Origin of the sequence: Streptomyces racemochromogenes (genome assembly GCF_039535215.1) — a bacterium.
Lineage (GTDB): Bacteria > Actinomycetota > Actinomycetes > Streptomycetales > Streptomycetaceae > Streptomyces > Streptomyces racemochromogenes.
In genome coordinates, this window is record NZ_BAAAWT010000001.1 from 2,412,223 (window position 1) to 2,437,715 (window position 25,493).

The 25,493-nt window shown below is 72.4% G+C and carries 23 protein-coding genes and 1 pseudogene; 11 read left to right on the forward strand and 13 right to left on the reverse strand.

Annotated features, from left to right (window positions below; genetic code table 11):
* Entirely contained in the window at positions 1–1,605 is a 1,605-nt protein-coding gene (locus ABD973_RS10855) for a PucR family transcriptional regulator (protein WP_345500020.1), read from the forward strand.
* Positions 1,606–1,643: 38 nt separating this feature from the next.
* Here the strand turns inward: ABD973_RS10855 and ABD973_RS10860 are convergent, their stop codons facing one another.
* Genes ABD973_RS10860 through ABD973_RS10875 form a run of 4 tightly spaced genes read right to left on the reverse strand, consistent with a single transcriptional unit; the run spans position 1,644 to position 6,818 of the window.
* Entirely contained in the window at positions 1,644–2,366 is a 723-nt protein-coding gene (locus ABD973_RS10860) for a sulfite exporter TauE/SafE family protein (protein ID WP_125602192.1), read from the reverse strand.
* A 32-nt stretch (positions 2,367–2,398) separates the two neighbouring features.
* Positions 2,399–3,157: a fumarylacetoacetate hydrolase family protein gene (locus ABD973_RS10865; protein WP_125822370.1), complete on the reverse strand. Its 759-nt coding sequence runs from the start codon at positions 3,155–3,157 to the stop codon at positions 2,399–2,401.
* Entirely contained in the window at positions 3,145–6,027 is a 2,883-nt protein-coding gene (locus ABD973_RS10870; RefSeq protein WP_345500021.1) for an FAD-binding and (Fe-S)-binding domain-containing protein, read from the reverse strand. Before ABD973_RS10870 ends, ABD973_RS10865 begins: the two co-directional genes overlap by 13 nt.
* Before the next feature lie 53 nt (positions 6,028–6,080).
* Complete coding sequence (locus tag ABD973_RS10875; RefSeq protein WP_345500022.1) at positions 6,081–6,818, reverse strand: 2OG-Fe dioxygenase family protein; 738 nt, start codon at positions 6,816–6,818, stop codon at positions 6,081–6,083.
* Between the two features lie 489 nt (positions 6,819–7,307).
* On the opposite strand from ABD973_RS10875, the gene ABD973_RS10880 reads away from it, so the two are divergent.
* The gene (locus ABD973_RS10880; protein WP_345500023.1) at positions 7,308–8,123 is read left to right on the forward strand and encodes a helix-turn-helix transcriptional regulator; all 816 of its coding nucleotides are present in this window, start codon (positions 7,308–7,310) and stop codon (positions 8,121–8,123) included.
* Positions 8,124–8,346: 223 nt separating this feature from the next.
* Here the strand turns inward: ABD973_RS10880 and ABD973_RS10885 are convergent, their stop codons facing one another.
* Both ABD973_RS10885 and ABD973_RS10890 read right to left on the reverse strand, forming a co-directional pair.
* Positions 8,347–9,117 (reverse strand): alpha-ketoglutarate-dependent dioxygenase AlkB, encoded by a 771-nt coding sequence (locus tag ABD973_RS10885; protein ID WP_345500024.1) that lies wholly within the window; start codon positions 9,115–9,117, stop codon positions 8,347–8,349.
* The gene (locus ABD973_RS10890; RefSeq protein WP_345500025.1) at positions 9,101–10,315 is read right to left on the reverse strand and encodes a hypothetical protein; all 1,215 of its coding nucleotides are present in this window, start codon (positions 10,313–10,315) and stop codon (positions 9,101–9,103) included. Before ABD973_RS10890 ends, ABD973_RS10885 begins: the two co-directional genes overlap by 17 nt.
* Before the next feature lie 95 nt (positions 10,316–10,410).
* On the opposite strand from ABD973_RS10890, the pseudogene ABD973_RS10895 reads away from it, so the two are divergent.
* A pseudogene (locus tag ABD973_RS10895) lies at positions 10,411–10,503 on the forward strand (Uma2 family endonuclease); the annotation flags it as partial.
* A gap of 59 nt (positions 10,504–10,562) precedes the next feature.
* Here ABD973_RS10895 and ychF read toward each other — a convergent pair.
* Positions 10,563–11,651, reverse strand: a complete 1,089-nt coding sequence (ychF, locus tag ABD973_RS10900; protein WP_125602168.1) for a redox-regulated ATPase YchF — start codon at positions 11,649–11,651, stop codon at positions 10,563–10,565.
* Positions 11,652–11,801: 150 nt separating this feature from the next.
* Between ychF and ABD973_RS10905 the strand changes: the two genes are divergently transcribed.
* Positions 11,802–12,293 (forward strand): DUF6542 domain-containing protein, encoded by a 492-nt coding sequence (locus tag ABD973_RS10905; RefSeq protein WP_241253369.1) that lies wholly within the window; start codon positions 11,802–11,804, stop codon positions 12,291–12,293.
* A 1-nt stretch (position 12,294) separates the two neighbouring features.
* On the opposite strand, the gene ppgK is transcribed toward ABD973_RS10905, so the two are convergent.
* Both ppgK and ABD973_RS10915 read right to left on the reverse strand, forming a co-directional pair.
* Complete coding sequence (gene ppgK, locus ABD973_RS10910; RefSeq protein ID WP_345500026.1) at positions 12,295–13,044, reverse strand: polyphosphate--glucose phosphotransferase; 750 nt, start codon at positions 13,042–13,044, stop codon at positions 12,295–12,297.
* Positions 13,045–13,063: 19 nt separating this feature from the next.
* On the reverse strand, positions 13,064–14,065 hold the full coding sequence (locus ABD973_RS10915; RefSeq protein ID WP_386381587.1) for a 4-hydroxy-3-methylbut-2-enyl diphosphate reductase: 1,002 nt from the start codon (positions 14,063–14,065) through the stop codon (positions 13,064–13,066).
* Between the two features lie 86 nt (positions 14,066–14,151).
* Here ABD973_RS10915 and ABD973_RS10920 point away from each other — a divergent pair, with 86 nt between their 5' ends.
* From ABD973_RS10920 to ABD973_RS10935, 4 genes are all read left to right on the forward strand, one after another.
* Complete coding sequence (locus ABD973_RS10920) at positions 14,152–15,531, forward strand: APC family permease (RefSeq protein WP_345500027.1); 1,380 nt, start codon at positions 14,152–14,154, stop codon at positions 15,529–15,531.
* A gap of 33 nt (positions 15,532–15,564) precedes the next feature.
* Positions 15,565–16,857 (forward strand): exodeoxyribonuclease VII large subunit, encoded by a 1,293-nt coding sequence (xseA, locus tag ABD973_RS10925; protein ID WP_345500028.1) that lies wholly within the window; start codon positions 15,565–15,567, stop codon positions 16,855–16,857.
* Positions 16,858–16,908: 51 nt separating this feature from the next.
* On the forward strand, positions 16,909–17,148 hold the full coding sequence (locus ABD973_RS10930) for an exodeoxyribonuclease VII small subunit (protein ID WP_125822338.1): 240 nt from the start codon (positions 16,909–16,911) through the stop codon (positions 17,146–17,148).
* Positions 17,149–17,245: 97 nt separating this feature from the next.
* On the forward strand, positions 17,246–17,836 hold the full coding sequence (locus ABD973_RS10935; RefSeq protein ID WP_125822337.1) for a malonic semialdehyde reductase: 591 nt from the start codon (positions 17,246–17,248) through the stop codon (positions 17,834–17,836).
* Positions 17,837–18,012: 176 nt separating this feature from the next.
* On the opposite strand, the gene ABD973_RS10940 is transcribed toward ABD973_RS10935, so the two are convergent.
* Entirely contained in the window at positions 18,013–18,540 is a 528-nt protein-coding gene (locus tag ABD973_RS10940) for a DUF4245 domain-containing protein (protein WP_241253592.1), read from the reverse strand.
* A 183-nt stretch (positions 18,541–18,723) separates the two neighbouring features.
* On the opposite strand from ABD973_RS10940, the gene glpX reads away from it, so the two are divergent.
* On the forward strand, positions 18,724–19,755 hold the full coding sequence (gene glpX / locus ABD973_RS10945; protein ID WP_125601814.1) for a class II fructose-bisphosphatase: 1,032 nt from the start codon (positions 18,724–18,726) through the stop codon (positions 19,753–19,755).
* A gap of 165 nt (positions 19,756–19,920) precedes the next feature.
* On the opposite strand, the gene ABD973_RS10950 is transcribed toward glpX, so the two are convergent.
* Together ABD973_RS10950 and ABD973_RS10955 are read right to left on the reverse strand one after the other, a co-directional pair.
* Entirely contained in the window at positions 19,921–20,316 is a 396-nt protein-coding gene (locus tag ABD973_RS10950) for a WhiB family transcriptional regulator (protein ID WP_386381584.1), read from the reverse strand.
* Between the two features lie 132 nt (positions 20,317–20,448).
* Positions 20,449–21,135 (reverse strand): DUF1707 SHOCT-like domain-containing protein, encoded by a 687-nt coding sequence (locus tag ABD973_RS10955; protein ID WP_386381582.1) that lies wholly within the window; start codon positions 21,133–21,135, stop codon positions 20,449–20,451.
* 150 nt (positions 21,136–21,285) lie between these two features.
* Here ABD973_RS10955 and ABD973_RS10960 point away from each other — a divergent pair, with 150 nt between their 5' ends.
* Both ABD973_RS10960 and ABD973_RS10965 read left to right on the forward strand, forming a co-directional pair.
* Entirely contained in the window at positions 21,286–22,950 is a 1,665-nt protein-coding gene (locus tag ABD973_RS10960; protein ID WP_125822334.1) for a fumarate hydratase, read from the forward strand.
* Positions 22,951–23,100: 150 nt separating this feature from the next.
* Entirely contained in the window at positions 23,101–23,874 is a 774-nt protein-coding gene (locus ABD973_RS10965; protein WP_125822333.1) for a glycerophosphodiester phosphodiesterase, read from the forward strand.
* An 86-nt stretch (positions 23,875–23,960) separates the two neighbouring features.
* Here the strand turns inward: ABD973_RS10965 and ABD973_RS10970 are convergent, their stop codons facing one another.
* Positions 23,961–25,490 (reverse strand): ricin-type beta-trefoil lectin domain protein, encoded by a 1,530-nt coding sequence (locus ABD973_RS10970; RefSeq protein WP_125822332.1) that lies wholly within the window; start codon positions 25,488–25,490, stop codon positions 23,961–23,963.
* Positions 25,491–25,493 lie beyond the last annotated feature (3 nt).

Here is a 25,493-nt window from a genome sequence, read left to right on the forward strand (position 1 = left end):
ATGCGGCTGCGTGAACTCCTGAACACGGACGAGCTGGGGCTGCTGCTGCTCGTGGGCGCGGACGCCGGCGACGAGGTGCTCGACCGTGCCGTCCGGGCCGTCCCGGTCATCGACCTGGCCGACCCCGGGCGGTTCCTCTCCGGCGGGGAGCTCGTCCTGACCGGGCTGGCCTGGTGGCGGGGGGACGGGGACGCCGAGCCGTTCGTCCGCGTCCTCGCGCGGGCGGGCGTCACGGCCCTGGCCGCGGGGGAGGTCGAGCACCGGCTCGTCCCGCACGACCTCGTACGGGCCTGCCGGCGGCATGGGCTGCCGCTCCTCGCGGTGCCGCCGGAGACCTCGTTCGCCGCGGTCACCGGACACGTGCTGCACCGCCTGCACCGCCGGGAGGCCGCCAGTCTCGCCGCCGTGATCGAACGCCACCGGAGGCTCCTCGCCGACCGGGCCGCCCCGGCTTCCGTGCTGGAACTCCTGCGGCACAGCCTCGGCCTCCACGTGCGCGTCCTGTCCGCGACCGGGCGCCAGATCGCCGGGGCGCACCCGCCGCCGCACCCGAAGACGGCGGCGGCGCTGGCCGCGCGCTACCTCGCGGCGCGCCGGGCGGGCGAGCGGGCCCCGCACCGGGTCGTGGTCGGGGAGCGCCCGTACTCCCTGCTGCCGGTGGCCGGCCCGGCCGGGCCGGCCTCGGAGCTGGGCGACTGGCTGATGGTGGTGGAGGCCGACGTCTCCCGGTGGCCCGCGGCGGACACGGAGCTCCTGAACCGGGTCGAAGAGCTGCTCGGCGACGCGCGGTACGCGCACGAGGCGGCGAAGGCGGCCCTGCGCGACCTGGCCGGCCGCTCCCTGGAGCTGGTGCGCGGCGACGTCCCGGCCGAGGAGATCCCCTTACGGCTGCGCAGTACGGCGCAGTCCGTCGTCAGCGGGGTGGGCCACTGGCCGCGCTGCCAGTACGTGGTGGCCGACGGGGTCCCGGCGGGGGCCCTGCGCGTCCTGCTGGAGGAGGCCCTGGTCGAGCCGGACGGCCCGGTTCCGGTGTCACCGTCCGACATCGCCGCCACCGTCGAGGGCGACCGGGCGGTGCTCATGGTCCTGATGCCCGAGCCGGCGCCGGGCGTCGACCACGCCGCCCTCCAGCGCCGGCTCGCGGCGGCCCTCGCCCGCTGGCTCGGCCCGGCCGAGACGGTGTCCGTCGGGCTCAGCTCTCCCGTGGGCGGCCCCGGCGACGCCCGCCGTGCGCTGGACGAGGCCCACGACGCGCTGCGGGTCGCGCGGGAGGCCCCGGGCCGGGTGAGCGTGCGCGGCCCCGGCGACCTGACCGCGCACGTCCTCTCGCTGCTGCCCCTGATCCCGGCCGACGCCCGCCGGGCCTTCGCCGCCCGCCACCTCGGGCCGCTGCGGGACCACGACCGCCGGCACCGGACGGACCTGCTGGGCACCCTGGAGGCGTTCCTGGCCTGTGACGCGTCCTGGACCAGGACCGCGGCCAGGCTGCACCTGCACGTGAACTCGCTGCGCCACCGCATCACCCGCATCGAGAGGCTGACGGGCACCGACCTGAACCGGCTGGAAACCCGGCTGGACTTCTTCGCCGCCCTGCGGGCGCAGTGAACCGGATCCGGCGGCAGGGCCCGTCGGGCGGCGGCCCGTCAGGCGGCGGCCACGCGCAGGACCACCGACAGGGAGCTGACGACCAGCAGGCCGAGGACGACCCGGCGGAAGCGCTCGGCGTTCAGGCGGTGGAAGACCTTCTCGCCGGCGAATATCCCGATGAACAGGGCCGGTACCCCGACGAGGAGCATCTGCCCGACGGTCGCGGTGAGCTGGCCGCTGATGCCGAAGCCGACGAGCGCGGCCAGGCTGGTGCCGGAGAACACCACGCCCAGGGTGGCCCGCTGGACGCGGGGTTCCAGGCGCATGCTCTGGAAGGCGGCGACCATCGGCGGGCCGTCTATGCCGGTGGCGGCGAAGGAGGCTCCGGAGAACAGGCCCACGGCCATCACCATCTTCAGTCCGCCGCCCAGGGTGATCTTCCGCCACACGATGAACGTGCCCAGCAGGACCACCGCGGTGATGACGAACAGCAGCACCCGGGAGGAGAGCGTGGCCAGCAGCCACACCCCGAACGGCACGCCGGCCAGCCCGGACAGCAGGGTGGCCGTCATCAGGCGGCGGTCGACGTGACGCCAGTCGCGTACGGCTATCCACAGGCTGAGCGGGGCGGCCATGATCCCGGCCACCACCACCGCGCTCGCCGGGTCGATGAGCAGGGCCAGGGGCGGGACGGCCACCAGCGAGAAGCCGAAGCCCGCCGTGGTGCGTACGACGGATGCGGCGGCCAGCACCAGGAAGGCGCCGAAGAGGATCAACATGGGGCAGGTGTCTCCAGGTCGGGCGGCGCGGTTCAGACGACGGGGTTGGTGAGCTCGCCGATCCCCTCGACGGAGACCGTCACCAGGTCGCCGCGCCGCAGCGGTCCGACACCCGCCGGGGTGCCGGTGAGTACCACGTCACCGGGGTGCAGGGTCATGGCGGAACTGATGTGGCTGATCAGCCGGTCGACGGGGTGCACCATACGGGAGCTGTTGCCGTCCTGGCGGACCTCTCCGTTGACCGTGGCCCGGACCGCGAGCGCGCGGGGGTCGAGTTCGGTCTCCACCCAGGGGCCGAGGGGGCAGAAGGTGTCCGAGCCCTTGGCCCGCCACCACTGCCGGTCCGGCCCCTGGAGGTCGCGGGCGGTGACGTCGTTGGCGCAGGTGTAGCCGAGGAGGTGGTCGGCCACCTCCTCCGGCTTCAGGTCGCGGCAGGTCTTGCCGATCACCGCGGCGAGCTCGGCCTCGTGGTGGAGCTCGTCGGTGTAGGAGGGCTTGACGACGGCCTCGCCGGGCCCGATGACGGCGCTGCCCGGCATGAGGAAGACGAGCGGCTCCTCGGGCACCTCGTTGCCGAGCTCCGCGGCGTGCTCGGCGTAGTTCCGGCCGATGGCGAGGACCTTCCCCGGCGTGACGGGGGCGAGCAGCCGCACCTCGGCGAGGGGGACGCGGGGCGCGTCCGCGGACACGTCCAGGGGGCCGAAGGGGCCGTGGACGAGGGGTACGACCTCGTCGTCGGCGAGGAGTCCGTAGCGGATCGTGCCCGCCTTCTCGAACCTTACGATGCGCATGGTCCACTTCCGTTCTGGGGGTTCTTGCCGGGGGTGTTGCCCGGCAGGGCGCGCAGCAGCAGCTCCGCGAGGTGTTCGGGACGGCGCGAGCCCTCCTGGGAGATCTGCGTACGGCAGGAGAAGCCGTCGGCGACCACGGCGGTGTCCGGCCCGGCGGCCCGCAGCTTCGGGTAGAGCTCGCGCTCGGCGGCGCCCTGGGAGACGTCCCAGTGCCCCGGTTCGTAGCCGAAGTTGCCCGCCATGCCGCAGCAGCCCGCGGAGACCACGTCGGCGGTGACGCCGAGCCGGCGCAGCACCTCGGTCTCCGGACCGTGGCCGTGGCCCGCCTCCTGGTGGCAGTGCGGCTGCATCACGGCGTCCTGGTCGAGCGTCCCGAACGGCCAGGGGCCCTCGTGCTCCGCGACCACTTCGGCGAGGGTGCGCACCTGCCGGGAGAGCCTGCGCACGACGGGCGAGTCGGGCAGCAGTTCGGCGGCCTCCTCGCGCAGGGTCTGCGTGCAGGAGGGTTCCAGCCCGATCACGGTCCGGCCCGCTTCGAGGTGCTCGCGCAGGGCGCCCACCGAGCGGCCGAGGACGGCGCGGGCGGCGCCGAGCTGGCCGGTGGAGTGCCAGGTCAGGCCGCAGCAGACGGGGCCGTCGGGCAGGACGACCTCGTATCCCATGGCTTCCAGGACCCGGGTGGCGGCCTGGGCTCCGCGGGGGTCGAGGAGGTTGCTGAAGGTGTCGGGCCACAGGACGACCGTGCCCGAGGCGCCCGGCTCGGCGGCGGCCGGGGCGGAGGCGGCCGCGGGGGCCGGCTTGCGGTAGTGGAACCACTGCCTGAAGGTCTGGGACGGCAGTGCCACCAGGGGCCGGCGGGTCTCCAGCCCGGCCAGGGCGCTCAGCCGGGCGGCGACGGGCGCGCGCCGCGTCAGCCGGTTGAGCGTACGGGGGGCCAGGGAGGCGAGCCGGGCGAGCACCGGGAGCCAGCCGAGGGTGTAGTGGGCGCGGGGCCTGAGCCGTCCCTCGTAGTGCTTGCTGAGGAACTCCGACTTGTACGCGGCCATGTCGACGTTGACCGAGCAGTCGCTCTTGCAGGCCTTGCAGGAGAAGCAGAGGTCGAGGGCTTCCAGGACCTCGGTGGAGCGGTAGCCGTCGGTGATCGTCTCGCCGCGCAGCATCTCGCTCAGCACCCGGGCGCGGCCGCGGGTGGAGTGCACCTCGTCGCGGGTGACCTGGTAGGACGGGCACATGTGGCCGGTGTCGTTGCGGCAGCTGCCGACGCCCGTGCAGCGGTGCACGGCGTTGGTGAGCGAGCCCTGGTCGGCGCCGAAGCGCTGGACCAGGGGCAGTTCGTTGCGGTCGCGGCCCGGTCCGGGGCGGATGTCGGCGTCGAAGGGTGCCGGGTCCACGATGATGCCGGGGTTGAGCAGGTTGCGGGGGTCCCAGATCTCCTTGAACGCGGCGAAGGCGCCCATGAGTTCGGGCGAGTACGTACGGGCCAGCAGCTCGGAGCGGGCACGGCCGTCGCCGTGCTCGCCGGAGGCGCAGCCGCCGTGCGCGACGACGAGGTCGCCGGCGGCCGTGATGAACTCGCGGTAGGCGGCGATGCCCTGTTCGGTGCCGAGTTCCCAGTCGACGCGTACGTGCAGGCAGCCCTCGCCGAAGTGCCCGGTGATGGTGCCGGTCCGTTCGTGTTCCGCCATGAGGGCGTGCAGGTCCTTCAGGTATCCGGAGAGCCGTTCCGGCGGGACGGCGGAGTCCTCCCAGCCGGGCCAGGCCTGGCGGCCGTCGGCCATGCGGGTGGCGATGCCGGCGCCGTTGCGGCGGATGGACCAGATGGCGGCGGTCTGCTCGGCGTCGGCGGTGACGAAGCTGGTGGCCCCGGTCCCGCGGGCGAGGCGTTCGGCGTTGGCGATCGCGTCGGCCTCGCCGGTGCCCTCGATCTCGCAGTACAGCCAGGCCTCGCCGCGCGGGAGCAGGTCGATGCCGGGGGCGCGGCCGCCGCGCGAGCGCAGCGCCTCGACGAGGGGTGCGTCCAGCCCCTCCACGGTCAGCGCGCCGGCCTTGGCCAGGGAGGCGCCGCAGTCGGCGGCCGCGTAGACGTCGGGGAAGCCGAGGACGAGGAGCACCCGGGCGGCCGGCAGCGGGGTGAGGGCGATCTTCGCGCCGAGCAGGACTCCGCAGGTGCCCTCGGTGCCCACGAGCGAGCGGGCGACGTGGAAGCCCTTCTCGGGCAGCAGGGCGCCCAGCCCGTACCCGGACACCTGGCGGCCGAAGCGGCCGAGTTCGGTGCGCAGCGGTGCGAGGTGGTGGTCGCGCAGCCGCTTGAGACGGCGGTCGATGTCGGCGTCGCCGCTGGAGCCGCGGCCGGCGTGGATCCGGCGGCCGTCGGCGAGGAGCAGGTCGACCTCCTGGGTGATGTCGGCGGTGGTGCCCCAGGCCACCGAGTGGGCGCCGCAGGCGTGGTTGCCGATCATTCCGCCGATGGTGCAGCGGGAGTACGTGGAGGGGTCGGGTCCGACGGTGAGGCCGTGGGCGGCGGCCCGGTCCCGGAGGGTGCCGAGGACGACGCCGGGCTGGACGGTGGCGGTGCGGGCCTCCGGGTCGAGTTCGTCGATGCGGTTCATGTACCGGGAGAAGTCGAGGATCAGCCCGGTGCCGATGGAGTTTCCGGCGATGGAGGTGCCGCCGCCCCGGCAGGTGATGCCGACGCCGTGTTCGGTGGCGATGCCCACGGCGACGGCCACCTGCTCCTCGTCCCGGGGCTCCAGCACCGCGGTCGGCATGACGCGGTAGATCGAGGCGTCGGAGGTGTAGGCGGTTCGGGTCCGCACGTCGGTGCGGGCGGCGGGCAGCCGTGACTGGAGGTGCCTGGTGAAGTCGTTCATGGCGTCTTTCCCGGGTGGCGGGGCGGGGCGGCGGCGGTCGGGGGTGGGGTCGGTCAGCCGGCGGAGCCGTCGGCCGGGAGCGGGAAGTAGTCGATCAGCAGCATGTCGCGGACGCCTTGGCGCACCCCGGAGGCCGGCTCGATGGCGGAGACTCCGTGGAAGACCCTGCGGTCGTCGATCACGATCGACTCGAACCGCCGGAGCAGCGTGGTGCTGTGGAGGGGGCGGCGGTCGCGGTCGTACAGCTGCGATTCGCCCCCTACGACGTCGGTGCGGCGCATCAGGACCTGCGCCACGTAGTGGTGGCCGTCCTCGTGCACGCCCTCGGGGGCCGGGAGGCCCTTGGCGTCGCGGGTCGCGGTGATGCGGATCTGGTGGACGCCGACCCCGGTGGTGGCCGGGTCCAGGTCGCCGGGCACCCGCTCGGCGAAGAACCGGATGAGGGTGTGCAGTACTCCGCCGGCGGCCACCTCGGCGGCCAGCGGGGGGAAGTGCCGGTCGACGCCGCCGTGCAGGGAGTTCACCTCGGCGGACTGGTGGAAGGCGCGCGGCGGGTCCTGCACGATTTCCGCGCCGGAGAAGTGGAAGAGGCCGTGACGGCGGCGGCGGTAGTCCGCGCCGTCCTTCATGTAGGCGTCGACGGGCATTTCCTCCCAGGACTCCAGGAAGAGCTTGATCTCGCTCGCCGTGTGGGCGTCCAGGGCCTGCCCCAACTCCTCGTCCGAGAAGTACCTGTAGGGAGGGTTGATATCAGCGGCCGGACCCTGAGAACGTATTGCCTCGGTCGTCACCACGAACTCCTTTTATCGGTTGCTTCGACATTGCCGCGATGAATGCGACAACACCGATGCTGGCCGCAGGGGAGTACCCGGACAAGTCCGGATACCGGTTCGGAAACCTGCACCGCAGGAACACGCGGAAGAATCGGAATCACACCCTCCGACCGAATTCACATCCCACCCGAAGATGTGACCAAAGGCTCCAGTCGGCCCCGAGGTTGGCCGGATTTGGGGCAACTAGCCTGGGCGGGAGCGCCAGTTGCCAGCATGGGGGAACTCCCGATGACGCCTACGTTCGGTACACCTCTCGAATCACTCCGGTCCCAGGACATTCAGCTCTACCGAGAGCTGCTCGCGCAGGATTCGGCATCCCACCCGCCTGCGGCTCCTGATTCCGCCGACGGGGAGCGGTCCCCCGCAGCCCGCGAGGATTCACTGGAAAGGCTCCTCTCCTCCGGCCTCGCGGTTCCGGACTCCCGGAGCAGCAGCGGCTTCGTTCCCGTGAATCCCGAGACGATCGGCAGCCACGTCGTGGCCGAGATCCTGGAGAACTCCGCCCGCTCGGCGCTCAACCTGCTGCGACTCCGGGACGAATTGGGTCCGGTGGTCGCCGAATACCGGAACAGCCGGCTGCGGAACACCTACGGGTACGTGACGCACACCGACCACCCGAACATCAACGCCGCCATCCGGCTGGCGGCCCGGGAATGCCGCTTCGAGGTGCTCACCTCACAGCCCGGCGGGGGCAGGTCCGAAGCCGTCCTCAGCGAGTCGCTGCCCGCCACGCTGGAGATGCTGGACCGCGGGGTGCGGATGAGGACGATCTACCAGCACAACGCGCGCTCCAGCGCGGCGACGCGCGCCTTCGTGCACACCGTCCAGCAGCGCGGCGCCCGGGTGGCCACGCTGGACGAGAACTTCGACCGGCTGATCGTCTTCGACAGGACGGTGGCGTTCATCCCCGAGGACGACGACGACCGGGTGGCCGCGGAGATCCGTGCTCCGGCCGTGGTCTCGTTCCTCACGGCCCTCTTCGAACGCTCGTGGACCCGGGCCGTCCCCTTCACCCCGCCCGGCCGCGACCGGGCCACGACCCGCATCACCGACGACCTGGAACGGGCCATCATGCGGCACATCGTCGCCGGTGACACCGACTCGGTGACCGCCGCGCGGCTCGGCATCAGCGTGCGCCGCTGCCAGGAGTACGTGGCGCGGATGTCCGCGCGCCTGGGCAGCCGCAGCCGGGCCCAACTGGGCTACCTGATAGCCAAGTCGGCACTGCTCGACGGCTCCCCCGAGGAGCCGGCCCCCGCTTAGGCGGGCCCGGTGACGCCCCACCCGATGTCGTCGGCCGACGGGGAGATCGGGGCCGCGGCGGGAACGGGGACGACGGCGAAGCGGTACATGATGCCTCTCAGGGATGCCGAACCGGAGTGGACTGGACTGGACTGGTACCGCCATGTTCACGCGGCGCCCCTCGCCCCCTCAACATCTCGAGGGGGTGGTGAACCCGCACTGCGGGAACACGCAGGGGCACGCGTCAGACGGGCGGCAGCAGGTCGCTCCCGCTGACGGTGTACGCCAGCGGCGGGTAGGCGAAGCCCGTCTCGTCGTTCTCCCGCCTCCGCAGCCGGTAGAACTCGCGCGCCTGCTCCTCGTCGGCCTGCGTCAGGCGCGCGCCCTCCGGCAGGTACGCGTGCCCGTCGCGGAACCGCACGGAGGTCTTCGAGGTCCGGAAGGTCACGCCCAGCCACTGGTTGTCCGCCGCCGGGGCGGGCGCCTCCAGCACGATCCTGTGCTTGAACCGCCGGTTCGTGTCGAGGGAGAACGCGACGACGCCGTTGTGGACGAGGGGTATCCCGAACCCCTGCCCGCCGGACTCCTTCGACTCGAACAGCAGCTTCCGGGGCGGGCCCGCCCCGGGACGTTCGTAGCAGGAGAAGACGGCGATGAACGAGCCGTCGGCCAGGTCGAGGGCCTGGTCGGAATGGGCCCCCATGGTCCGGTAGGCGTTCGTGTACCTCTCGACGAGGGCGTTGTCGAAGCCGGCCGGGAGCGCCAGGAGCTCCCGGACCCGCCGCGCCAGCCGTTCGTGCACCGGCCGGAAGCGCTGCGCCGGGCTGCCGTACCGGGTGGTGGTGCGTACGAGGGGCACCGCGCCCGCACCGTCGACCCTGGTGAGCACGGCGCCCCGCCGCCCCTTCCCCAGCTCCTCCCACCGCACCGACGCGGACAGCTCCGCGAAGAGGTCCTCCCCGGCCGGCAGGGCACGCGTGAGGATCTCGTCCGGGACCCTAGGTCCGAGGGGCAACGTAGTCTCCCGCGTTCATGCTGAAGAGGAACCCGTCGCCGTAGTCGACGGCGGACGTGCTCCTGTTCTCCTCGGCGTACAGCCTGCGCAGCTCGTCCATGCCCTCGGGCGTGGGCGGTCCCAGCCGCACCAGCCCGCCGGGCTTCTTCAGGAACGTGGCCCCGTCCCGGTGGACCGCTTCGGTGCTCGAACAGCGCACCACGTACCCCAGCCGGGTCGGCAGCAGCCCGGCGTCCAGCGCCGAGGGCCGGATCTCGTGCGTGTACAGGCGGTTGGTGGACAGCGGCACGAAGAACACCGAGCCGGGATGGAGGGTCACGCTGAACTCCTCGGGCAGCGCGGCCGCACCGCCTTCTCCTGCCGGGTCCTTGAGGCGGAACCGGAGCCTGGTCAGCCCGCTGACCCCGTTCACGCCCCGGTCGAAGGGGTCCCCGTCCAGGGGCTCCAGCCGGTCGAGCCCGTCGTAGAAGGTGCAGAAGGCCATGACGCCGTCGGCCGGCATGTCCTTGGTCTTGTCGGCGTGGGCCGAGATCCGGGCCTTGGACTGCTTGCGCCCTTCCACGGCGGGGGTGTTGTGGTAGATCTGCGCGAGGACGTGGTTCAGCGGCCCGTGGCCCCGGAACACGGTCGCGGCCTCGCGGTTCAGGGCGTCCACGATCTCCGTGTCGGTCGGGCCGAAGCCCTCGGTCGGCCCGGAGAGGTTCGTGGAGCAGCGCAGCAGCCGGAAGTGCAGCTCCTCGCCCTCCCGCGTGACGGGCGTCAGGTAGATCCCGCTGCGGTGGGCCGTCCCGGGCTTGGTGGACTCCGTCAGCGACTGGAACTCGTGCTCCGCGCGGATCCGTCCGAAGTGGCCGTCCCCGGGCTCGAAGAACCGCGGGTAGTACACCCCGGCCCCGTGCACCCGGACGGGAACCCGCCCGAGCCCGACGGTGGTCCACCCCTCGCCGCCGCCCTCGCGGCGCCCGTGCGCCGGCTCCCCCACGACGAACACCCGCTCCGCCCGCTCCAGCCGCCGGGCACTGACGGCGGCCGGGTCCCCGCACAGGTAGACGCTCTTCCCGGCCAGGTCGAGCCCCCCGGCCCCGAGCTCCCCGGGCGTGACCACGGCCCCGAAGAACCCCCCGACCGGATCCTCGGCCGCGACCAGGACGTTCCCCGCGTCATCGATACGGGCCCCTGCCGCTCCCGCCGTGCTCATCAACGGTCCCCCCGTCCGCCGGCTCCAAGCCGATCACTGTACCTCCGCACCCCGCACACGCGACCGGGACCGCCGCGGGCCGCTAACGTGAAGCCGCGCCCGCCGGGATCTTCCGCGGCACCCTCAAGCGCCCGGTGCCCTTCGCGATCAACCTGGACCTCGACGGGCTCACACCGCCGCGCACCTGAAAGAAGGGGCCGGACTCACGGGAGTCCGGCCCCTTCCCCACCGCGCGTTCGACCAGCGGCTACACGTTGAAGCGGAACTCCACCACGTCGCCGTCCTGCATGACGTAGTCCTTGCCCTCCATGCGGGCCTTGCCCTTGGCGCGGGCCTCGGTGACCGAGCCGCACTCGACCAGGTCCGCGAAGGAGATGACCTCGGCCTTGATGAAGCCGCGCTGGAAGTCGGTGTGGATCACGCCGGCCGCCTCGGGGGCGGTGGCGCCCTGCTTGATGGTCCAGGCGCGGGTTTCCTTCGGGCCGGCCGTCAGGTACGTCTGGAGGCCCAGGGTGGCGAAGCCGACGCGGCCGAGGGTGGCGAGGCCGGGCTCGTCCTGGCCGACCGACTGGAGGAGCTCCAGGGCCTCCTCGTCGTCGAGCTCCGCGAGGTCCGCCTCCAGCTTCGCGTTCAGGAAGATCGCCTCGGCCGGGGCGACCAGGGCGGCCTGCTCCGCCTTGAAGGCCTCGTCCGTCAGCTCGTCCTCGTCCACGTTGAAGACGTAGAGGAACGGCTTGGTCGTCAGGAGGTGCAGCTCGTGGAGGAGGTCGCCCAGCTCCGTGCCCTTGGTGATGCCCTTGGAGAAGAGGGTGTCGCCGGCTTCGAGGATCTTCTTGGCCTCGACGACCGCCGCCAGGACCGCGACCTTCTCCTTCTGGAGACGGGACTCCTTCGTCAGGCGCGGCTCGGCCTTCTCGATGGACTGGAGGTCGGCGAGGATCAGCTCGGTGTTGATCGTCTCGATGTCGTCCTTGGGCGAGACCTTGCCGTCGACGTGGACGACGTTCTCGTCCTTGAAGGCGCGGATGACCTGGCAGATCGCGTCCGACTCGCGGATGTTCGCCAGGAACTTGTTGCCCAGGCCCTCGCCCTCCGAGGCGCCGCGCACGATGCCGGCGATGTCGACGAAGTCGACCGTGGCGGGCAGGACGCGCTGCGAGCCGAAGATCTCGGCCAGCTTGGCCAGGCGGGGGTCCGGGACGCCGACCACGCCGATGTTCGGCTCGATGGTGGCGAACGGGTAGTTGGCCGCCAGCACGTCGTTCTTGGTCAGGGCGTTGAACAGGGTCGACTTGCCGACATTCGGCAGGCCGACGATTCCGATCGTGAGCGACACGTTGGCGACTTCCCGTAGCTGGAGGGGGCGGCGGCCCGGAGGTGGGCCACCCGACAGTTTACTTTCCTGTGAGCGGCGCTGGACGTACGCGTGTCCGCGCCCGGATTCGGGGCCCTTCCCGCCTAGTTTGGTGGGGTGGAGCAATACAGGATGCGTTCGGTACGTCACCCGCGGGTGCCCGCCCGCGTGCCCGCCCGCGTGCCCGCCCAGGGGCGGCGCCCCGCGGCGCCCCGCCGGCTGCCCCGGCCCATGCTGACCGGCTTCGGTGCCGGGCTGTTCGCCTGCCTGGCGATGCTGCTGGTCGCGGGGGTCTGCCGGCTGCTCTTCGGCTCCTCGCTGTTCGCGTACGGGCTGCTCTTCCTGCCCGTCTCCGCCGCGGTCGGCGTGTGGGTGCGGCCGGCGGACCTGGTCACCGCGCCGATCTCGGCCCCCATCGCCTTCGCCGCCGGGGTGTGGCCCGTCTCGGGGGGCTCCGGCGGCTTCGGCGGGCAGCTGATGGGGGTGGTGTCCGCGCTGTCCCTGCACGCCGGGTGGCTGTACGCGGGCACGCTGGCCGCCGGGCTGATCGCGCTGGTGCGCCGGGCCGCCCTGAGCGGGCGCAAGCGGGCCGCCCGGCAGCAGCGTGCCAGGACGGCCTACTGAGCTACCGGGCCGCCCCGTCGCGCGCGGCCATCGCCGCGCCGACGATCCCCGCGTTGTTCTGGAGCTGCGCGGGGACGATCTCCGCCCGGATCCCCTGGATCAGCGGCAGGAACTTCTCCGGCTTGCGGCTGACGCCGCCGCCCAGGATGAACAGGTCCGGGGAGAAGAGCATCTCCACGTGGGCCAGGTACTTCTGCAGCCGGTGCGCCCAGCGCTCCCAGCTGAGGTCCCCGTCCTCCTTGGCCTTCACCGAGGCCCGCGTCTCCGCGTCGTGGCCCTTGAGCTCGAGGTGGCCCAGCTCCGTGTTCGGCACGAGCCGGCCGTCCTGGAAGAGCGCGCTGCCGATGCCCGTGCCCAGGGTGAGCAGGAGCACCGTGCCCGCCACCCCGCGCCCCGCCCCGTACGTCATCTCGGCGACGCCCGCCGCGTCGGCGTCGTTCAGGACCGTGACCGGCCTGCCGTCCAGCCGGGCGGAGAGCAGGCCCGCCGCGTCGAGGCCGATCCAGCCCGGGTCGACGTTGGCCGCGGTACGCGTGACGCCCCCCGTGACCACGCCCGGGAAGGTGACCCCGACGGGGCCGTCCCAGGAGAAGGCGCCGACCACCTCCGCGACGCATCCGGCCACCGCCTCGGGGGTCGCCGGATGCGGGGTGAGCACCTTGTGGCGCTCCTGTGCCAGCTCGCCGCGGTCCAGGTCCACGGGAGCGCCCTTGATACCGGAACCGCCGATGTCCACACCGAAGATCTGCATGGGCATACGGTACGAGGACTTACTTCTCGGCGACCAGTTCCGCGGCCTCGGCGCGCAGGTCGCGGCGCAGCTCCTTGGGCAGCGAGAAGGTGATGTGCTCCTCGGCCGTCTTGACGATCTCCACGTCCGCGTAGCCGCGCTGGGCGAGCCATTCGAGGACTTCCTCGACGAGGACCTCGGGGACGGAGGCGCCCGAGGTCAGGCCGACGGTGGTGACGCCGTCCAGCCAGGCCTCGTCGATCTCGCTGGCGAAGTCGACCAGGTGGGCGGCCTTCGCGCCGGCGTCGAGGGCGACCTCGACCAGGCGGATGGAGTTCGAGGAGTTCTTGGAGCCGACGACGATGACGAGGTCGGAGTCGGCGCCCATCACCTTGACGGCGGCCTGCCGGTTCGAGGTGGCGTAGCAGATGTCGTCGCTGGGCGGGGAGACGAGCAGCGGGAACTTCGTCTTCAGCGCGTCGACGGTCTCCATGGTCTCGTCGACCGAGAGGGTGGTCTGGGAGAGCCAGACGACCTTGGACTCGTCGCGGACCTCGACCTTGGCCACGTCGTCGGGGCCGTCGACGATGGTGATGTGGTCCGGGGCCTCGCCGGAGGTGCCGATGACCTCCTCGTGGCCCTCGTGGCCGATGAGGAGGATGTCGAAGTCCTCGTTGGCGTAGCGGACGGCTTCCTTGTGGACCTTGGTGACCAGCGGGCAGGTCGCGTCGATGGTCGCGAGCCGGCCGCGCGCCGCCTCCTCGTGCACCACCGGGGCCACTCCGTGGGCGGAGAACATCACGATGTTGCCGGGCGGGACCTCCTCCGTCTTCTCGACGAAGATGGCCCCCTTCTTCTGCAGCGTCTGGACGACGTACTTGTTGTGCACGATCTCGTGGCGGACGTAGACCGGAGCGCCGTACTGCTCCAGGGCCTTCTCGACGGCGATCACGGCACGGTCCACGCCCGCGCAGTAGCCGCGGGGGGCGGCGAGCAGGACGCGGCGGGCGGGAGCGGGGGCGGCAGCAGTCATGTGCTCCATCGTACGGGGGTCTCCAGCAGGCCGGGCGTCGCCCGTTCGGCACACACTTGGCCGAACGTACGTACCGACAGTCCTCCGGAGGATCAATGGCTTCCGCTACGGATTCCAGCACGGCGGCCCCCGCGGCGCTGCGCCGGAGCCTGGGCTTCCGGGACCTGGTGGTCTACGGGCTGCTCTTCATCGCCCCCATGGCCCCGGTGGGGGTCTTCGGCACCCTCGACGCGAAGTCGCACGGCGCGGTGGCCCTGGTGTACGCCGTCGCGACCGTGGCGATGGGGTTCACGGCCTTCTCGTACGCGCAGATGGTGCGGGTGGCCCCGCAGGCCGGCTCGGTCTTCACCTACGCCCGCAAGGGGCTCGGCGAGGGGGCGGGGCTGATCGCGGGCTGGATGGCGATGCTCGACTACCTGCTGATCCCGGCGGTGGCGTACCTGTTCTCCGGGATCGCCATGCACGCGCTGGTCCCGGAGGTGTCGCGGTGGGTGTGGACCGCGCTGGCGGTGGTGGTCACCACGGCGCTGAACCTGTGGGGGGTGAGGGCGGCCGCGCGGGTGGGTTTCGCCGTGCTGGCGATGGAGATCGTGGTGCTGGTGGTGTTCCTGGTGGCGGCGGGGACCGTGCTGGCCCGGGACGGGGCCCGGCGCGGCTGGCTGTCTCCGCTCACCGGGGACGGCTCGCTGGGCTTCTCGACGGCGGCCGTGCTGGGCGCGGTGTCCGTGGCCGTCCTGTCGTACCTGGGCTTCGACGCCATCGTCTCCTTCGCGGAGGAGGTCACCGGGGGCAGTGCCCGGGTGGCCCGGGCGGTGCTGTTCTGCCTGGCGCTGACCGGGGTGCTGTTCGTCGCGCAGACCTACCTGGCGGCGCTGCTGTCCCCGGTGTCCTCGGCGGAGCTGGCGGCGGACCCGGGGCGGCAGGGGCCGGCCTTCTACGACGCGGTCGAGGCCTCGGTCGGGCCCTGGCTGCACGACCTGGTGGCGGTGAGCAAGGCAGTCGGGGCGGCCTTCGCGGCGCTGGCCGGGCAGGCGGCGGCCGGGCGGCTGCTGTTCGCGATGGCCCGGGAGCGGCGGCTGCCGCGTGCGCTGGCCCGTACCTCGGACGGCACCCCGCGGGCGGCGCTGCTGGTGGCGGCGGCGGTGACGCTGGTGGCGGCGCTGTGGGCGGCCCGGCGCGACGACGGCCTCGGCCACCTGGTCTCGGTGGTGGACGTGGGGGCGCTGGTGGCGTTCACCCTGCTGCACGCGTCGGTGGTGGGGTGGTTCGTGGTCCGGCGGCGCGAGGGACCCCCGGTGTGGTGGAAGCACCTGGTGGTGCCGGTGCTGGGGGCGGCGGTGACGGTGGCCGTGATCGCGGAGGCCTCCCGGACGGCGCAGCTGGTGGGCGCGGTGTGGCTGCTGGCGGGGCTGACGCTGCTCCTCGTACAGCGGGGGCGCGGACGCGTGGGCGCCGACACCGGGCCACGGGCCTGAGACGCTGTCAGCGGGGGCGGCTAGCCTGCCTGCATGGGTCTCAATACGTCGGCTGATGCGCCGCTGCCGGTCGGTCAGGTCTCCCGGCTCATCGGGGGCTGGATCGACCGCCTGGGGCAGGTGTGGGTGGAGGGGCAGATCACGCAGGTGTCCCGGCGGCCGGGGGCCGGGGTGGTGTTCCTGACGCTGCGCGACCCGTCGCACGACATCTCGATCAGCGTGACCTGCTTCCGCCAGGTATGGGACGAGGTCGCGGACCTGGTCTCCGAGGGCGCGCGGGTCGTCGTCCTGGCCAAGCCGGAGTGGTACGCCCCGCGCGGGCAGCTGTCCCTGCGGGTGACCGAGATCCGCCCGGTCGGGATCGGGGAGCTGCTGGCGCGCCTGGAGCGGCTGAAGCGGTCGCTGGCCGCCGAGGGGCTCTTCGCGCTGGACCGCAAGAAGCCGCTGCCGTTCCTGCCGCAGCTGATCGGCCTGGTGGTGGGGCGGGCGTCGGCGGCCGAGCGGGACGTGCTGGAGAACGCCCGGCGGCGCTGGCCGGCGGTCCGCTTCGAGGTGCGCAACGTGGCGGTGCAGGGGGTGCACGCGGTGCCCCAGGTGGTGCAGGCGGTCAAGGAGCTGGACGCGCGGCCCGACGTGGACGTGATCATCGTGGCGCGGGGCGGCGGCAGCGTGGAGGACCTGCTGCCGTTCTCCGACGAGGAGGTCGTGCGGGCGGTCGCGGCGGCCCGTACGCCGGTGGTGTCGGCGATCGGGCACGAGCCGGACTCCCCGCTGCTGGACCTGGTCGCGGACCTGAGGGCCTCCACGCCCACGGACGCGGCCAAGAAGGTGGTCCCGGACGTCGGCGAGGAGCTGATGCGGGTGCGCCAGCTCCAGGAGCGGGGGCTGCGGGCGCTGCGCGGGCTGCTGGAGCGGGAGGAGCGGGGCCTGGCGCACGCGCTGGCGCGCCCGGTGTTCGTGCACCCGCGGCGGATGGTGGAGGTGCGCGAGGACGAGCTGGAGGCGCTGCTGGCCCGCGCCCGGCGCACGCTCGGGCACCTGCTGGACCGGGCCGACTCCGAGCTGGAGCACACCCTCGCCCGGGTGGTCGCCCTGTCGCCGGCGGCCACGCTGGAGCGCGGGTACGCGGTGCTCCAGCGGGAGGACGGGCACGTGGTGCGGGCGGCCGCGGAGGTCGCGGCGGGCGACGTGCTGCGGGCCCGGGTGGCCGCGGGCGAGTTCACGGTGGCCGTCTCCGGTACGGGTCCGTCGGCGGCTCCGCCGCAGGTCCCGGAGGCGGCACTGGAGGGCGGCTCGACCGCCGGTCCAGAACCCCTCGAAAGCTGACATATTGCACGATGATCAGACGCATCACACACCTACGATGGGACCCAAGGAATGACCGACACCGATACGGCGCTGGGGTACGAGCAGGCACGGGACGAGCTCGTGGAGGTCGTCCGCAAGCTGGAGGCCGGCGGCACCTCCCTGGAGGAGTCCCTGGCCCTCTGGGAGCGCGGCGAGGAGCTGGCGAAGGTCTGCCGGCACTGGCTCGAAGGGGCCCGCGCCCGGCTGGACTCGGCACTGGCCGCCCGCGAGGCGGCCGCCGGGGACGACGGGAACGGCCGCGACGAGTGACGCGCACCACCCGCCCCAGCAAGTAGTTGAAATTTCATCTACTTTCGCCGTAGAGTCGGAGCCATCGCTTCACCACCGCATAGAAGAAGGCTTACCGATGTCTCTCGTGCTCGACGCCGCTGCCCAGGACCTGCTGTTCCGCGAGGCCCGCACCGCCAACTCGTTCTCCGACGAGCCGGTGACCGAGGAGCAGGTCCAGGCCATCTACGACCTCGTGAAGTTCGGCCCCACCGCCTTCAACCAGACCCCGCTGCGCATCACCCTCGTCCGCTCCGCCGAGGCCCGCGAGCGCCTCGTCAAGCACATGGACGAGGGCAACAAGGCCAAGACGGGTGCCGCCCCGCTGGTCGCCATCCTCTCCGCGGACAACGAGTTCCACGAGGAGCTCCCCCAGCTGCTGCCGCACTTCCCGCAGGCCAAGGACGCCTTCTTCTCCGAGCGCCCGGTCCGCGAGCAGGCCGCCCTGCTGAACGGCGCCCTCCAGGCCGCGTACTTCATCATCGGCGTCCGCGCCGCCGGCCTGGCCGCCGGCCCGATGACCGGCCTGGACTTCGCCGGCGTGCAGAAGGAGTTCCTGGACGCCGACCACACCCCGCTGATGGTCGTCAACATCGGCAAGCCGGGCGAGAACGCCTGGTTCCCGCGCTCCCCGCGCCTGGACTTCGACCAGGTCATCACCACCGTCTGAGCCGCCCGCGCCGTCTGAGCACCGGCACGGACAGGAAGCACGACGCGACACGAGAGGCCGCCCGCCCCGGGACCCCGGGGCGGGCGGCCTCTCCTCGTCGCTCTTGTGGCCGTACGCCGCTGCCGTTCTGTCGCCCTCCCGGCCGTACGCCGCACGCCGCACGCGCGGCGCGGCCGCTAGGGGGCCTGCTGCCCCTGCTTGAACTCCAGCGCCGCCGCCATCGCTCCGAGCCGCTCGAAGCCGGCCGTACCCGTCACGACGGTCACGTAGCCCTGCTCCTGCCGCACGAGCGCGTCGTACTTCTCGCCGTCCCAGCGTTCCCAGGCCCGGTCGCCGACCTGCTGGGTCTCGCCGGTGGACTTCGCCTGCTGGGTGAGCTTGGCCACGTTCTTGGCGGAGGCGTCGGTGGACTGCTCCACCGCCACGTACTGCTTGTCCGGGTCCTGGAAGCCCAGGTGCCAGGCGTTCGCGTTCTTGCGCTCGAAGGTGACCGACGTCGCCCGCCACTGCTCCGGAAGGCCGACCGGGGCCGCCACGGGGTACGGCGCGGCGCGCCGGGCCGTGATGGTCTCCACGCGGTAGTCCACCGTGCGCGTCGGGTCGGCATCCTCGTCATGGGGGATGAATATGTAGATGCCCGCCACGACCACGCCGATCACCGCCAGCGACCGGACCATGTCCCAGACCGTCTGCTTGCCTTTCATACCTGCCACGGCACCATCGTCCCGCATCGCCGTCGGCGATCAACGGCGGGGGTGTCCGCTCAGCCGTACGACATCACCGATATACCGCTCATACGTGACCCGGTCTGCTCAATATGTCGATGAACCGATAGAGTTCCAGCACCCTCACATCCCGGCCGTCGTCGTACAGAAAGGTGCGCTCCGATGACCGAGCACAACCTGCCGCCCCAGCTCGAAGTCGCCCCCGACTCGCCTGACCGCAACCTCGCCCTGGAACTCGTACGGGTCACCGAGGCCGCGGCCCTCGCCGCGGGCCGGTGGGTCGGCCGTGGCGACAAGCTCGGCGCCGACGGCGCCGCGGTCAACGCGATGCGCACCCTGATCTCCACCGTCTCGATGAACGGCGTCGTCGTCATCGGCGAGGGCGAGAAGGACGAAGCCCCGATGCTCTTCAACGGCGAGCGGGTCGGCGACGGCACCGGCGCCGAGGTCGACATCGCCGTGGACCCGATCGACGGCACCACGCTGAACGCCAAGGGCATGCCCAACGCCATCGCCGTCCTGGCCGCCGCCGACCGCGGCACCATGTTCGACCCGTCCGCGGTCTTCTACATGGACAAGCTGGTCACCGGCCCCCAGGCCGCCGACTTCGTCGACATCAACGCCCCCGTCTCGGTGAACATCCGCCGCGTCGCCAAGGCCAAGAACATCGCCCCCGAGGACGTCACGGTCGTCATCCTGGACCGCCCCCGCCACGAGGGCATCGTCAAGGAGATCCGCGAGACCGGCGCCCGGATCAAGTTCATCTCCGACGGCGACGTCGCCGGCTCGGTCATGGCCGTCCGCGAGGGCACCGGCGTCGACCTGCTGATGGGCATCGGCGGCACCCCCGAGGGCATCATCTCGGCCTGCGCCATAAAGTGCCTCGGCGGCGTCATCCAGGGCAAGCTGTGGCCCAAGGACGAGGCCGAGCGTCAGAAGGCCCTCGACGCCGGACACGACCTGGACCGCGTCCTGACCACGAACGACCTGGTGTCCGGCGAGAACGTCTTCTTCGTCGCCACCGGCATCACGGACGGCGAGCTGCTGCGCGGCGTCCACTACCGCTCGGAGACCGCGACCACGTCCTCGCTGGTCATGCGCTCGAAGTCGGGCACGATCCGGCAGATCGACTCCACGCACCGCCTGTCGAAGCTGCGCGCCTACAGCGACGTCGACTTCGACCGCGCCCGGTAGGAGCGGTCCGGCCGGTGACGGCACGACGAAGGGGCGGCCCCTGTGCGGGGGGCCGCCCCTTCGGTACGTCCAGTGCCGGTGCGTCCGGTGCGGGTACCGCCGATGCCGGTACGGCCGGTACGCGCGCCCGCGCCGTCGGCAGGTCCGCGGCGCGCCCCGCGCCGGTCAGCCCGCCGCGGCGACCGGTCCGGGCGCGCCCGGGAGCAGCTCGGCAGCGCGGCGCCGCCTGCGCCCCAGCACCACCCGGCGCTCGGCGGCGGTGAGCCCGCCCCAGACCCCGTACGGCTCCGGCTGGAGCAGGGCGTGCTCGCGGCAGGCGACCATCACCGGACAGCGGGCGCACACCCTTTTGGCGGCCTCCTCGCGGGCCAGCCGGGCCGCGGTCGGCTCCTTGGACGGTGCGAAGAAGAGTCCCGCCTCATCCCTGCGGCAGACGGCCTCGGCGTGCCAGGGGCCGTCTTCTTCCCTGGCCGGAACCCGCGGCTTCGGCACGGCTGCCGGGCGCGTCGGAAGGCTCTGGACGGCGGCTGCCTGCAGGGACTGATGCGGCGGATGCGGCACGGTCTACTCCTGACGACGTATACGCGAGCGAGAGACGATGCACCAGTCCCTACCCGCTGCGCGTGCCGCTATGCGCCGGGTGCCGCCGGGGCGGCCTGGTTCGTCCGAAACCGGTCGCAGCGCGGTCAGGTTTCAGTCCAAGTGCTTGCGGAGCCTGGCGGCCAGGTCGACGAGGCGGAAACCGCGCTTGGGCCGGGCCTCGATGTTGCCGAGCAGGGCGAAGCCGCGGACGATCACGACGGGCGCCTGCGGGTCGGCGGCGACGCCCTCGCCGCGCACTTCGAAGTTGCCGAGGACGCCGCTGCCGTAGCCGCGCAGGGTGACGTTCTCGGGGACCAGGACCTCGACGTTGCCGAGGACGCTGGTCACGGTGATCTCGGTGACCTGCTGCTCGAAGACGGCCTCGGAGAGGTCGATGGTGATGTCGCCCATGACCGATACCGCGCGGGTGCGGGCGCCCGGCCGCCAGCGGCCCTTGCGGGCGGAGCTGCTGCACACCGCGACCACCGTCTCCACGGGCCCGCCGACGGCCGTGGCCGTGGCAGCGACGGGAGTGGCGGGAGTGGCCGGCCGGCGGCCGCCCGTGTCCGCCGGGAGGTCGCGCACCAGCAGGTCCAGCTCGCCGACCGTCTTGACGGCGTACAGGGTGTCCAGGCGCTCGGAGTGCTCCTCGGAGGTCAGCCTGCCCTCCGCGAGGGCGTCGGAGAGAATCTGCGCGATCCGGTCCCGGTCGGCGTCGGAGGCGCGCAGCCCGGAGGGGCCCGCGGCCCCGCCGCCCGGCGCGGGGGCAGGGGCGGCGGTGTGCTTTTCCATGTCCACGCCGCCCAGCATAGCGAGACACGATAGATCGCGATACTGCTGGGTGAGCCTTACCTCACAGCCACGCCCGGCGCGAGAGGTCCTACGCTTGATGTCCGCGCTGCCAATTGGTCGCCAGCGCTGTCTGCCGAGTGAGGAATGGCTACCCAAATGCCGGAGTTCGCGTACACCGACCTGCTGCCCCTGGGCGAGGACACCACCCCCTACCGGCTGGTCACCTCGGAGGGCGTCTCGACGTTCGAGGCCGACGGCCGTACGTTCCTCAAGGTCGAGCCCGAGGCGCTGCGCACGCTCGCCGCCGAGGCCATCCACGACATCCAGCACTTCCTGCGCCCCGCGCACCTCGCGCAGCTCCGCCGGATCATCGACGACCCGGAGGCCAGCTCGAACGACAAGTTCGTCGCGCTCGACCTCCTGAAGAACGCGAACATCGCGGCGGCCGGCGTCCTGCCCATGTGCCAGGACACGGGCACGGCGATCGTCATGGGCAAGCGCGGCCAGAACGTCCTCACGCAGGGCGGCGACGAGGAAGCCCTCTCGCGCGGCATCTACGACGCCTACACCAAGCTGAACCTGCGCTACTCGCAGATGGCCCCGCTGACCATGTGGGAGGAGAAGAACACCGGCTCGAACCTGCCCGCGCAGATCGAGCTGTACGCGACCGACGGCGGCGCGTACAAGTTCCTCTTCATGGCCAAGGGCGGCGGCTCGGCCAACAAGTCCTTCCTCTACCAGGAGACGAAGGCGGTCCTCAACGAGGCCTCCATGATGAAGTTCCTGGAGGAGAAGATCCGCTCGCTCGGCACCGCGGCCTGCCCGCCGTACCACCTGGCGATCGTGGTCGGCGGCACCTCCGCCGAGCACGCGCTCAAGACCGCGAAGTACGCCTCGGCGCACTACCTGGACGAGCTGCCCCGCGAGGGCTCCGCCCTGGGCCACGGCTTCCGCGACGAGGCCCTCGAGCAGCAGGTCTTCGAGCTGACCCAGAAGATCGGCATCGGCGCCCAGTTCGGCGGCAAGTACTTCTGCCACGACGTCCGCGTCGTCCGCCTCCCCCGCCACGGCGCGTCCCTGCCGGTCGCCATCGCGGTGTCCTGCTCCGCGGACCGCCAGGCGGTCGCGAAGATCACCGCCGAGGGCGTCTTCCTGGAGCAGCTGGAGACGGACCCCGCGCGCTTCCTGCCCGACACCACGGACTCCCACCTGGACGAGGCCTCGGACGTGGTCTCCATCGACCTGAACCAGCCGATGGACGAGATCCTGGCGACCCTGACCAAGCACCCGGTCAAGACCCGCCTGTCCCTCACCGGACCCCTGGTCGTGGCCCGCGACATCGCGCACGCCAAGATCAAGGAGCGGCTGGACGCGGGCGAGGGCATGCCGCAGTACCTCAAGGACCACCCGGTGTACTACGCCGGCCCCGCGAAGACCCCCGAGGGCTACGCCTCCGGCTCCTTCGGCCCGACCACGGCCGGCCGCATGGACAGCTACGTCGAGCAGTTCCAGGCGGCGGGCGGCTCCAAGGTCATGCTGGCCAAGGGCAACCGCTCGCAGCAGGTGACGGACGCGTGCGGCGCGCACGGCGGCTTCTACCTCGGCTCGATCGGCGGCCCGGCGGCGCGCCTGGCGCAGGACTGCATCAAGAAGGTCGAGGTCCTGGAGTACGAGGAGCTCGGCATGGAGGCGGTCTGGAAGATCGAGGTCGAGGACTTCCCGGCCTTCATCGTCGTCGACGACAAGGGCAACGACTTCTTCCAGAACCCGGCACCCGAGCCGACGTTCACCCACATCCCGGTCCGCGGCCCGGGTCTGTGACCCTGTGAGGACGAGGGGCCCCTGCCGCCGAACGGCGCAGGAGCCCCTCGCATGTCGGCCCCCCTGCCGCCGCCACCGCGGTGGTCCCGGTTAACGTCGGGTACGCCGCGCTGCGGCGGCCCGTTCACCCCGGTTCGCAAGGATCCCCGTATGACAGCGACGACCCCCTTCCTCCGCACCGCCCGCGCCACGCGGGTCGTCGCGCATCGCGGGGCCTCCCACGAGCACCCCGAGCACACCGTCGAGGCGTACCGCAAGGCCATCGCCGACGGGGCCGACGCGCTGGAGTGCGACGTGCGGCTGACCCGTGACGGGCGGCTGGTGTGCGTGCACGACCGGACCGTGGAGCGGACCTCCGACGGGCGGGGGGTGGTCTCCGCGATGACGTACGAGGAACTGTGCGCGTACGACTTCGGCGGGTGGAAGGGCGAGGAGCACCGCGGGGCGCGGGTGCTGCTCTTCGAGGACCTGCTGCGGGAGGCCCTCGCCGCGGACCGGCCCGTCGGGCTGGCCGTGGAGACCAAGCACCCCACCCGGGCCGGCGGGCGGCTGGAGGCCGAGCTCGTCCGGGTGCTGAAGGAGTACGGGCTGGCGGACGGCGCGGACGGCCGCGTCGAGGTGATGAGCTTCTCCCGGAACGCGCTGACCCGGATGCACCGGCTGGCGCCGGGGCTGCCGGCCGTGTACCTGATCGAGCGGGCCGTGCGGCCGCCGCGTCCGCCGTTCGCGGGGCACGCGGGTCCCGGGATCGACCTGGTGCGCAGGGATCCGGGGCTGGTGGGGCGGCTGCGGGCGAAGGGGCTGCGGGTGCGGGTGTGGACCGTGGACGAGCCCGAGGACGTGGAGCTGTGCGTGCGGCTCGGGGTGGAGACGATCATCACCAACCGGCCCCGGCAGGTACGGGAGCAGCTGGAGGCCATGTAGCGGCGGCCCCTGGGTGTGGGAACACCCGGCCGGGTCGGTCCGGCCGGGTGTGGGGGGTGCGGTGGCGGTGCGGGGCGGCCCGGGAACTACGCGAAGCGCTGGTTCGCGGAGCCGTTGCAGGGCTGGAGGCGCAGCTGCTCGTGGGCGGCGGCGACGGTGAGGCACATGCCGGGGGCGGCTGCGGGGCGCAGGGTGGCGCCGTCGCGGACGAACTGCTGGTTGGCGCCGCCGTGGCAGTTGTAGAGGATCAGCCCGGTGCCGGCGCCGTAGTCGGCGCCCGGGGCGTCGAGGCAGCGGTCGTGGGTGAGCTCGACGTGGAGGGACTTCTTGGCCGAGTCGTACCACCAGCCCTGGTTGCGGCCGCCGTGGCAGTCCCAGCCGACCACCTTGGTCTCGTTGGCGCTGGAGCCGCCGAAGGAGTCGAGGCAGTTGCCGGTGGCCTCGTTCTTGACGGGCTTGTAGAGGGAGTCCCAGGCGCCGGCCTGGAGTACCGGGGTGCCGGTGCTCGCCGGGTCGGCGCAGGAGGCCTCGCGCAGGCCGGAGTCGTAGAGCTGGGTGAGGCAGGACGCGAAGGCGCCGTGGCCGCGGTAGTTGGGGTGGAAGGACTGGCGGGCGGTGTTCTCGTCCCAGGGGAAGTGGTCCCCGAGGTCGAGGTAGAGGCCGCGGGCCCAGGTGTCCTCCATGCAGACCTCGTGGCCGTGGAAGAGCCGCGAGTTGTCGAGGTAGACCGCGCCGGAGGCGAGGGCGGCGGCGCGCATGCCCTTCTCGAAGGTGGGCACGGCGTAGTTGCGGCCCCAGGTGGCGTCGGAGTCGTAGCCGGCGCAGCCGCCGGGGAGCTTGCCGGGGAAGCCGGGGTTGTCGTTGAAGTCGGGGCCGATGGGGCTGGGGTAGCCCATGACGACGAGCTTGTAGTCGGTGTCGGCGTAGCCGGCGTCGCGCATGACGGTCTTGAGGTCGGCGACGGTGGCTTCGACCTTGGGCTTCAGGCCGTCGACGCGGGCCTGCCAGCCGGGTCCGTACTTGGGCTCGCAGGTGCCCTGGCTGAGCACCCAGCGGGTGACGCAGTCGGTCATGACGGGGCCGAACTGGAGGTCGTCGTTGGCTCCGGCGACCAGCACCACCATCTTGATCCTGGTGTTGCGTGCCTTGATGGCGAGGCTGTCGCTCTGTACGAGTTCGTCGGCGTACTGCTTGCTGCCGCCGATGCGGATGTTGCCCGTGTAGCCGCCGGAGCAGGCGACGTTGAAGGTGAGGTCGGCGGGGATGCCGGTGCGGTGGATGGCCGCGTCGGGTGAGCGGTGGCACTGGTTGGACGGGGTGTTGGTGGCGGGGTCGTAGTTGCCGACGCCCTCGCCGGAGATCTCGCTGTCGCCGAGCGAGATGAGGCCGCTCTTGCGCTGGGCGGGCGGGCGGATCGCCGGGTCCCCGTAGATCTTGACGGCCTCGGCGGCGCGTACGGCCTCCAGTTCCGGGGGCAGTGGTGCGATCGAGCCGGACGCGGCGGGTGCGGCCTGGGCCAGGGGGGTGACGGCGGTGACGCCCCCGAGGGCGGCCGCGAACGCCGCGACGGCGGCGAAGGTACATCTGAGCGTGGGTTTCGTGCGGGCACGTGCCATGAA

What these genes read in the sequence shown, in the direction of transcription:
- ABD973_RS10855 (WP_345500020.1), top strand. Translation starts at nt 1, where the DNA reads ATGCGGCTGCGTGAACTCCTGAACACGGACGAGCTGGGGCTGCTGCTG.
- ABD973_RS10860 (WP_125602192.1), bottom strand. Translation starts at nt 2,366, where the DNA reads ATGTTGATCCTCTTCGGCGCCTTCCTGGTGCTGGCCGCCGCATCCGTC.
- ABD973_RS10865 (WP_125822370.1), bottom strand. Translation starts at nt 3,157, where the DNA reads ATGCGCATCGTAAGGTTCGAGAAGGCGGGCACGATCCGCTACGGACTC.
- ABD973_RS10870 (WP_345500021.1), bottom strand. Translation starts at nt 6,027, where the DNA reads ATGAACGACTTCACCAGGCACCTCCAGTCACGGCTGCCCGCCGCCCGC.
- ABD973_RS10890 (WP_345500025.1), bottom strand. Translation starts at nt 10,315, where the DNA reads ATGAGCACGGCGGGAGCGGCAGGGGCCCGTATCGATGACGCGGGGAAC.
- ABD973_RS10905 (WP_241253369.1), top strand. Translation starts at nt 11,802, where the DNA reads ATGCGTTCGGTACGTCACCCGCGGGTGCCCGCCCGCGTGCCCGCCCGC.
- ppgK (WP_345500026.1), bottom strand. Translation starts at nt 13,044, where the DNA reads ATGCAGATCTTCGGTGTGGACATCGGCGGTTCCGGTATCAAGGGCGCT.
- ABD973_RS10915 (WP_386381587.1), bottom strand. Translation starts at nt 14,065, where the DNA reads ATGGAGCACATGACTGCTGCCGCCCCCGCTCCCGCCCGCCGCGTCCTG.
- ABD973_RS10920 (WP_345500027.1), top strand. Translation starts at nt 14,152, where the DNA reads ATGGCTTCCGCTACGGATTCCAGCACGGCGGCCCCCGCGGCGCTGCGC.
- xseA (WP_345500028.1), top strand. Translation starts at nt 15,565, where the DNA reads ATGGGTCTCAATACGTCGGCTGATGCGCCGCTGCCGGTCGGTCAGGTC.
- ABD973_RS10930 (WP_125822338.1), top strand. Translation starts at nt 16,909, where the DNA reads ATGACCGACACCGATACGGCGCTGGGGTACGAGCAGGCACGGGACGAG.
- ABD973_RS10935 (WP_125822337.1), top strand. Translation starts at nt 17,246, where the DNA reads ATGTCTCTCGTGCTCGACGCCGCTGCCCAGGACCTGCTGTTCCGCGAG.
- ABD973_RS10940 (WP_241253592.1), bottom strand. Translation starts at nt 18,540, where the DNA reads ATGAAAGGCAAGCAGACGGTCTGGGACATGGTCCGGTCGCTGGCGGTG.
- glpX (WP_125601814.1), top strand. Translation starts at nt 18,724, where the DNA reads ATGACCGAGCACAACCTGCCGCCCCAGCTCGAAGTCGCCCCCGACTCG.
- ABD973_RS10960 (WP_125822334.1), top strand. Translation starts at nt 21,286, where the DNA reads ATGCCGGAGTTCGCGTACACCGACCTGCTGCCCCTGGGCGAGGACACC.
- ABD973_RS10965 (WP_125822333.1), top strand. Translation starts at nt 23,101, where the DNA reads ATGACAGCGACGACCCCCTTCCTCCGCACCGCCCGCGCCACGCGGGTC.
- ABD973_RS10970 (WP_125822332.1), bottom strand. Translation starts at nt 25,490, where the DNA reads ATGGCACGTGCCCGCACGAAACCCACGCTCAGATGTACCTTCGCCGCC.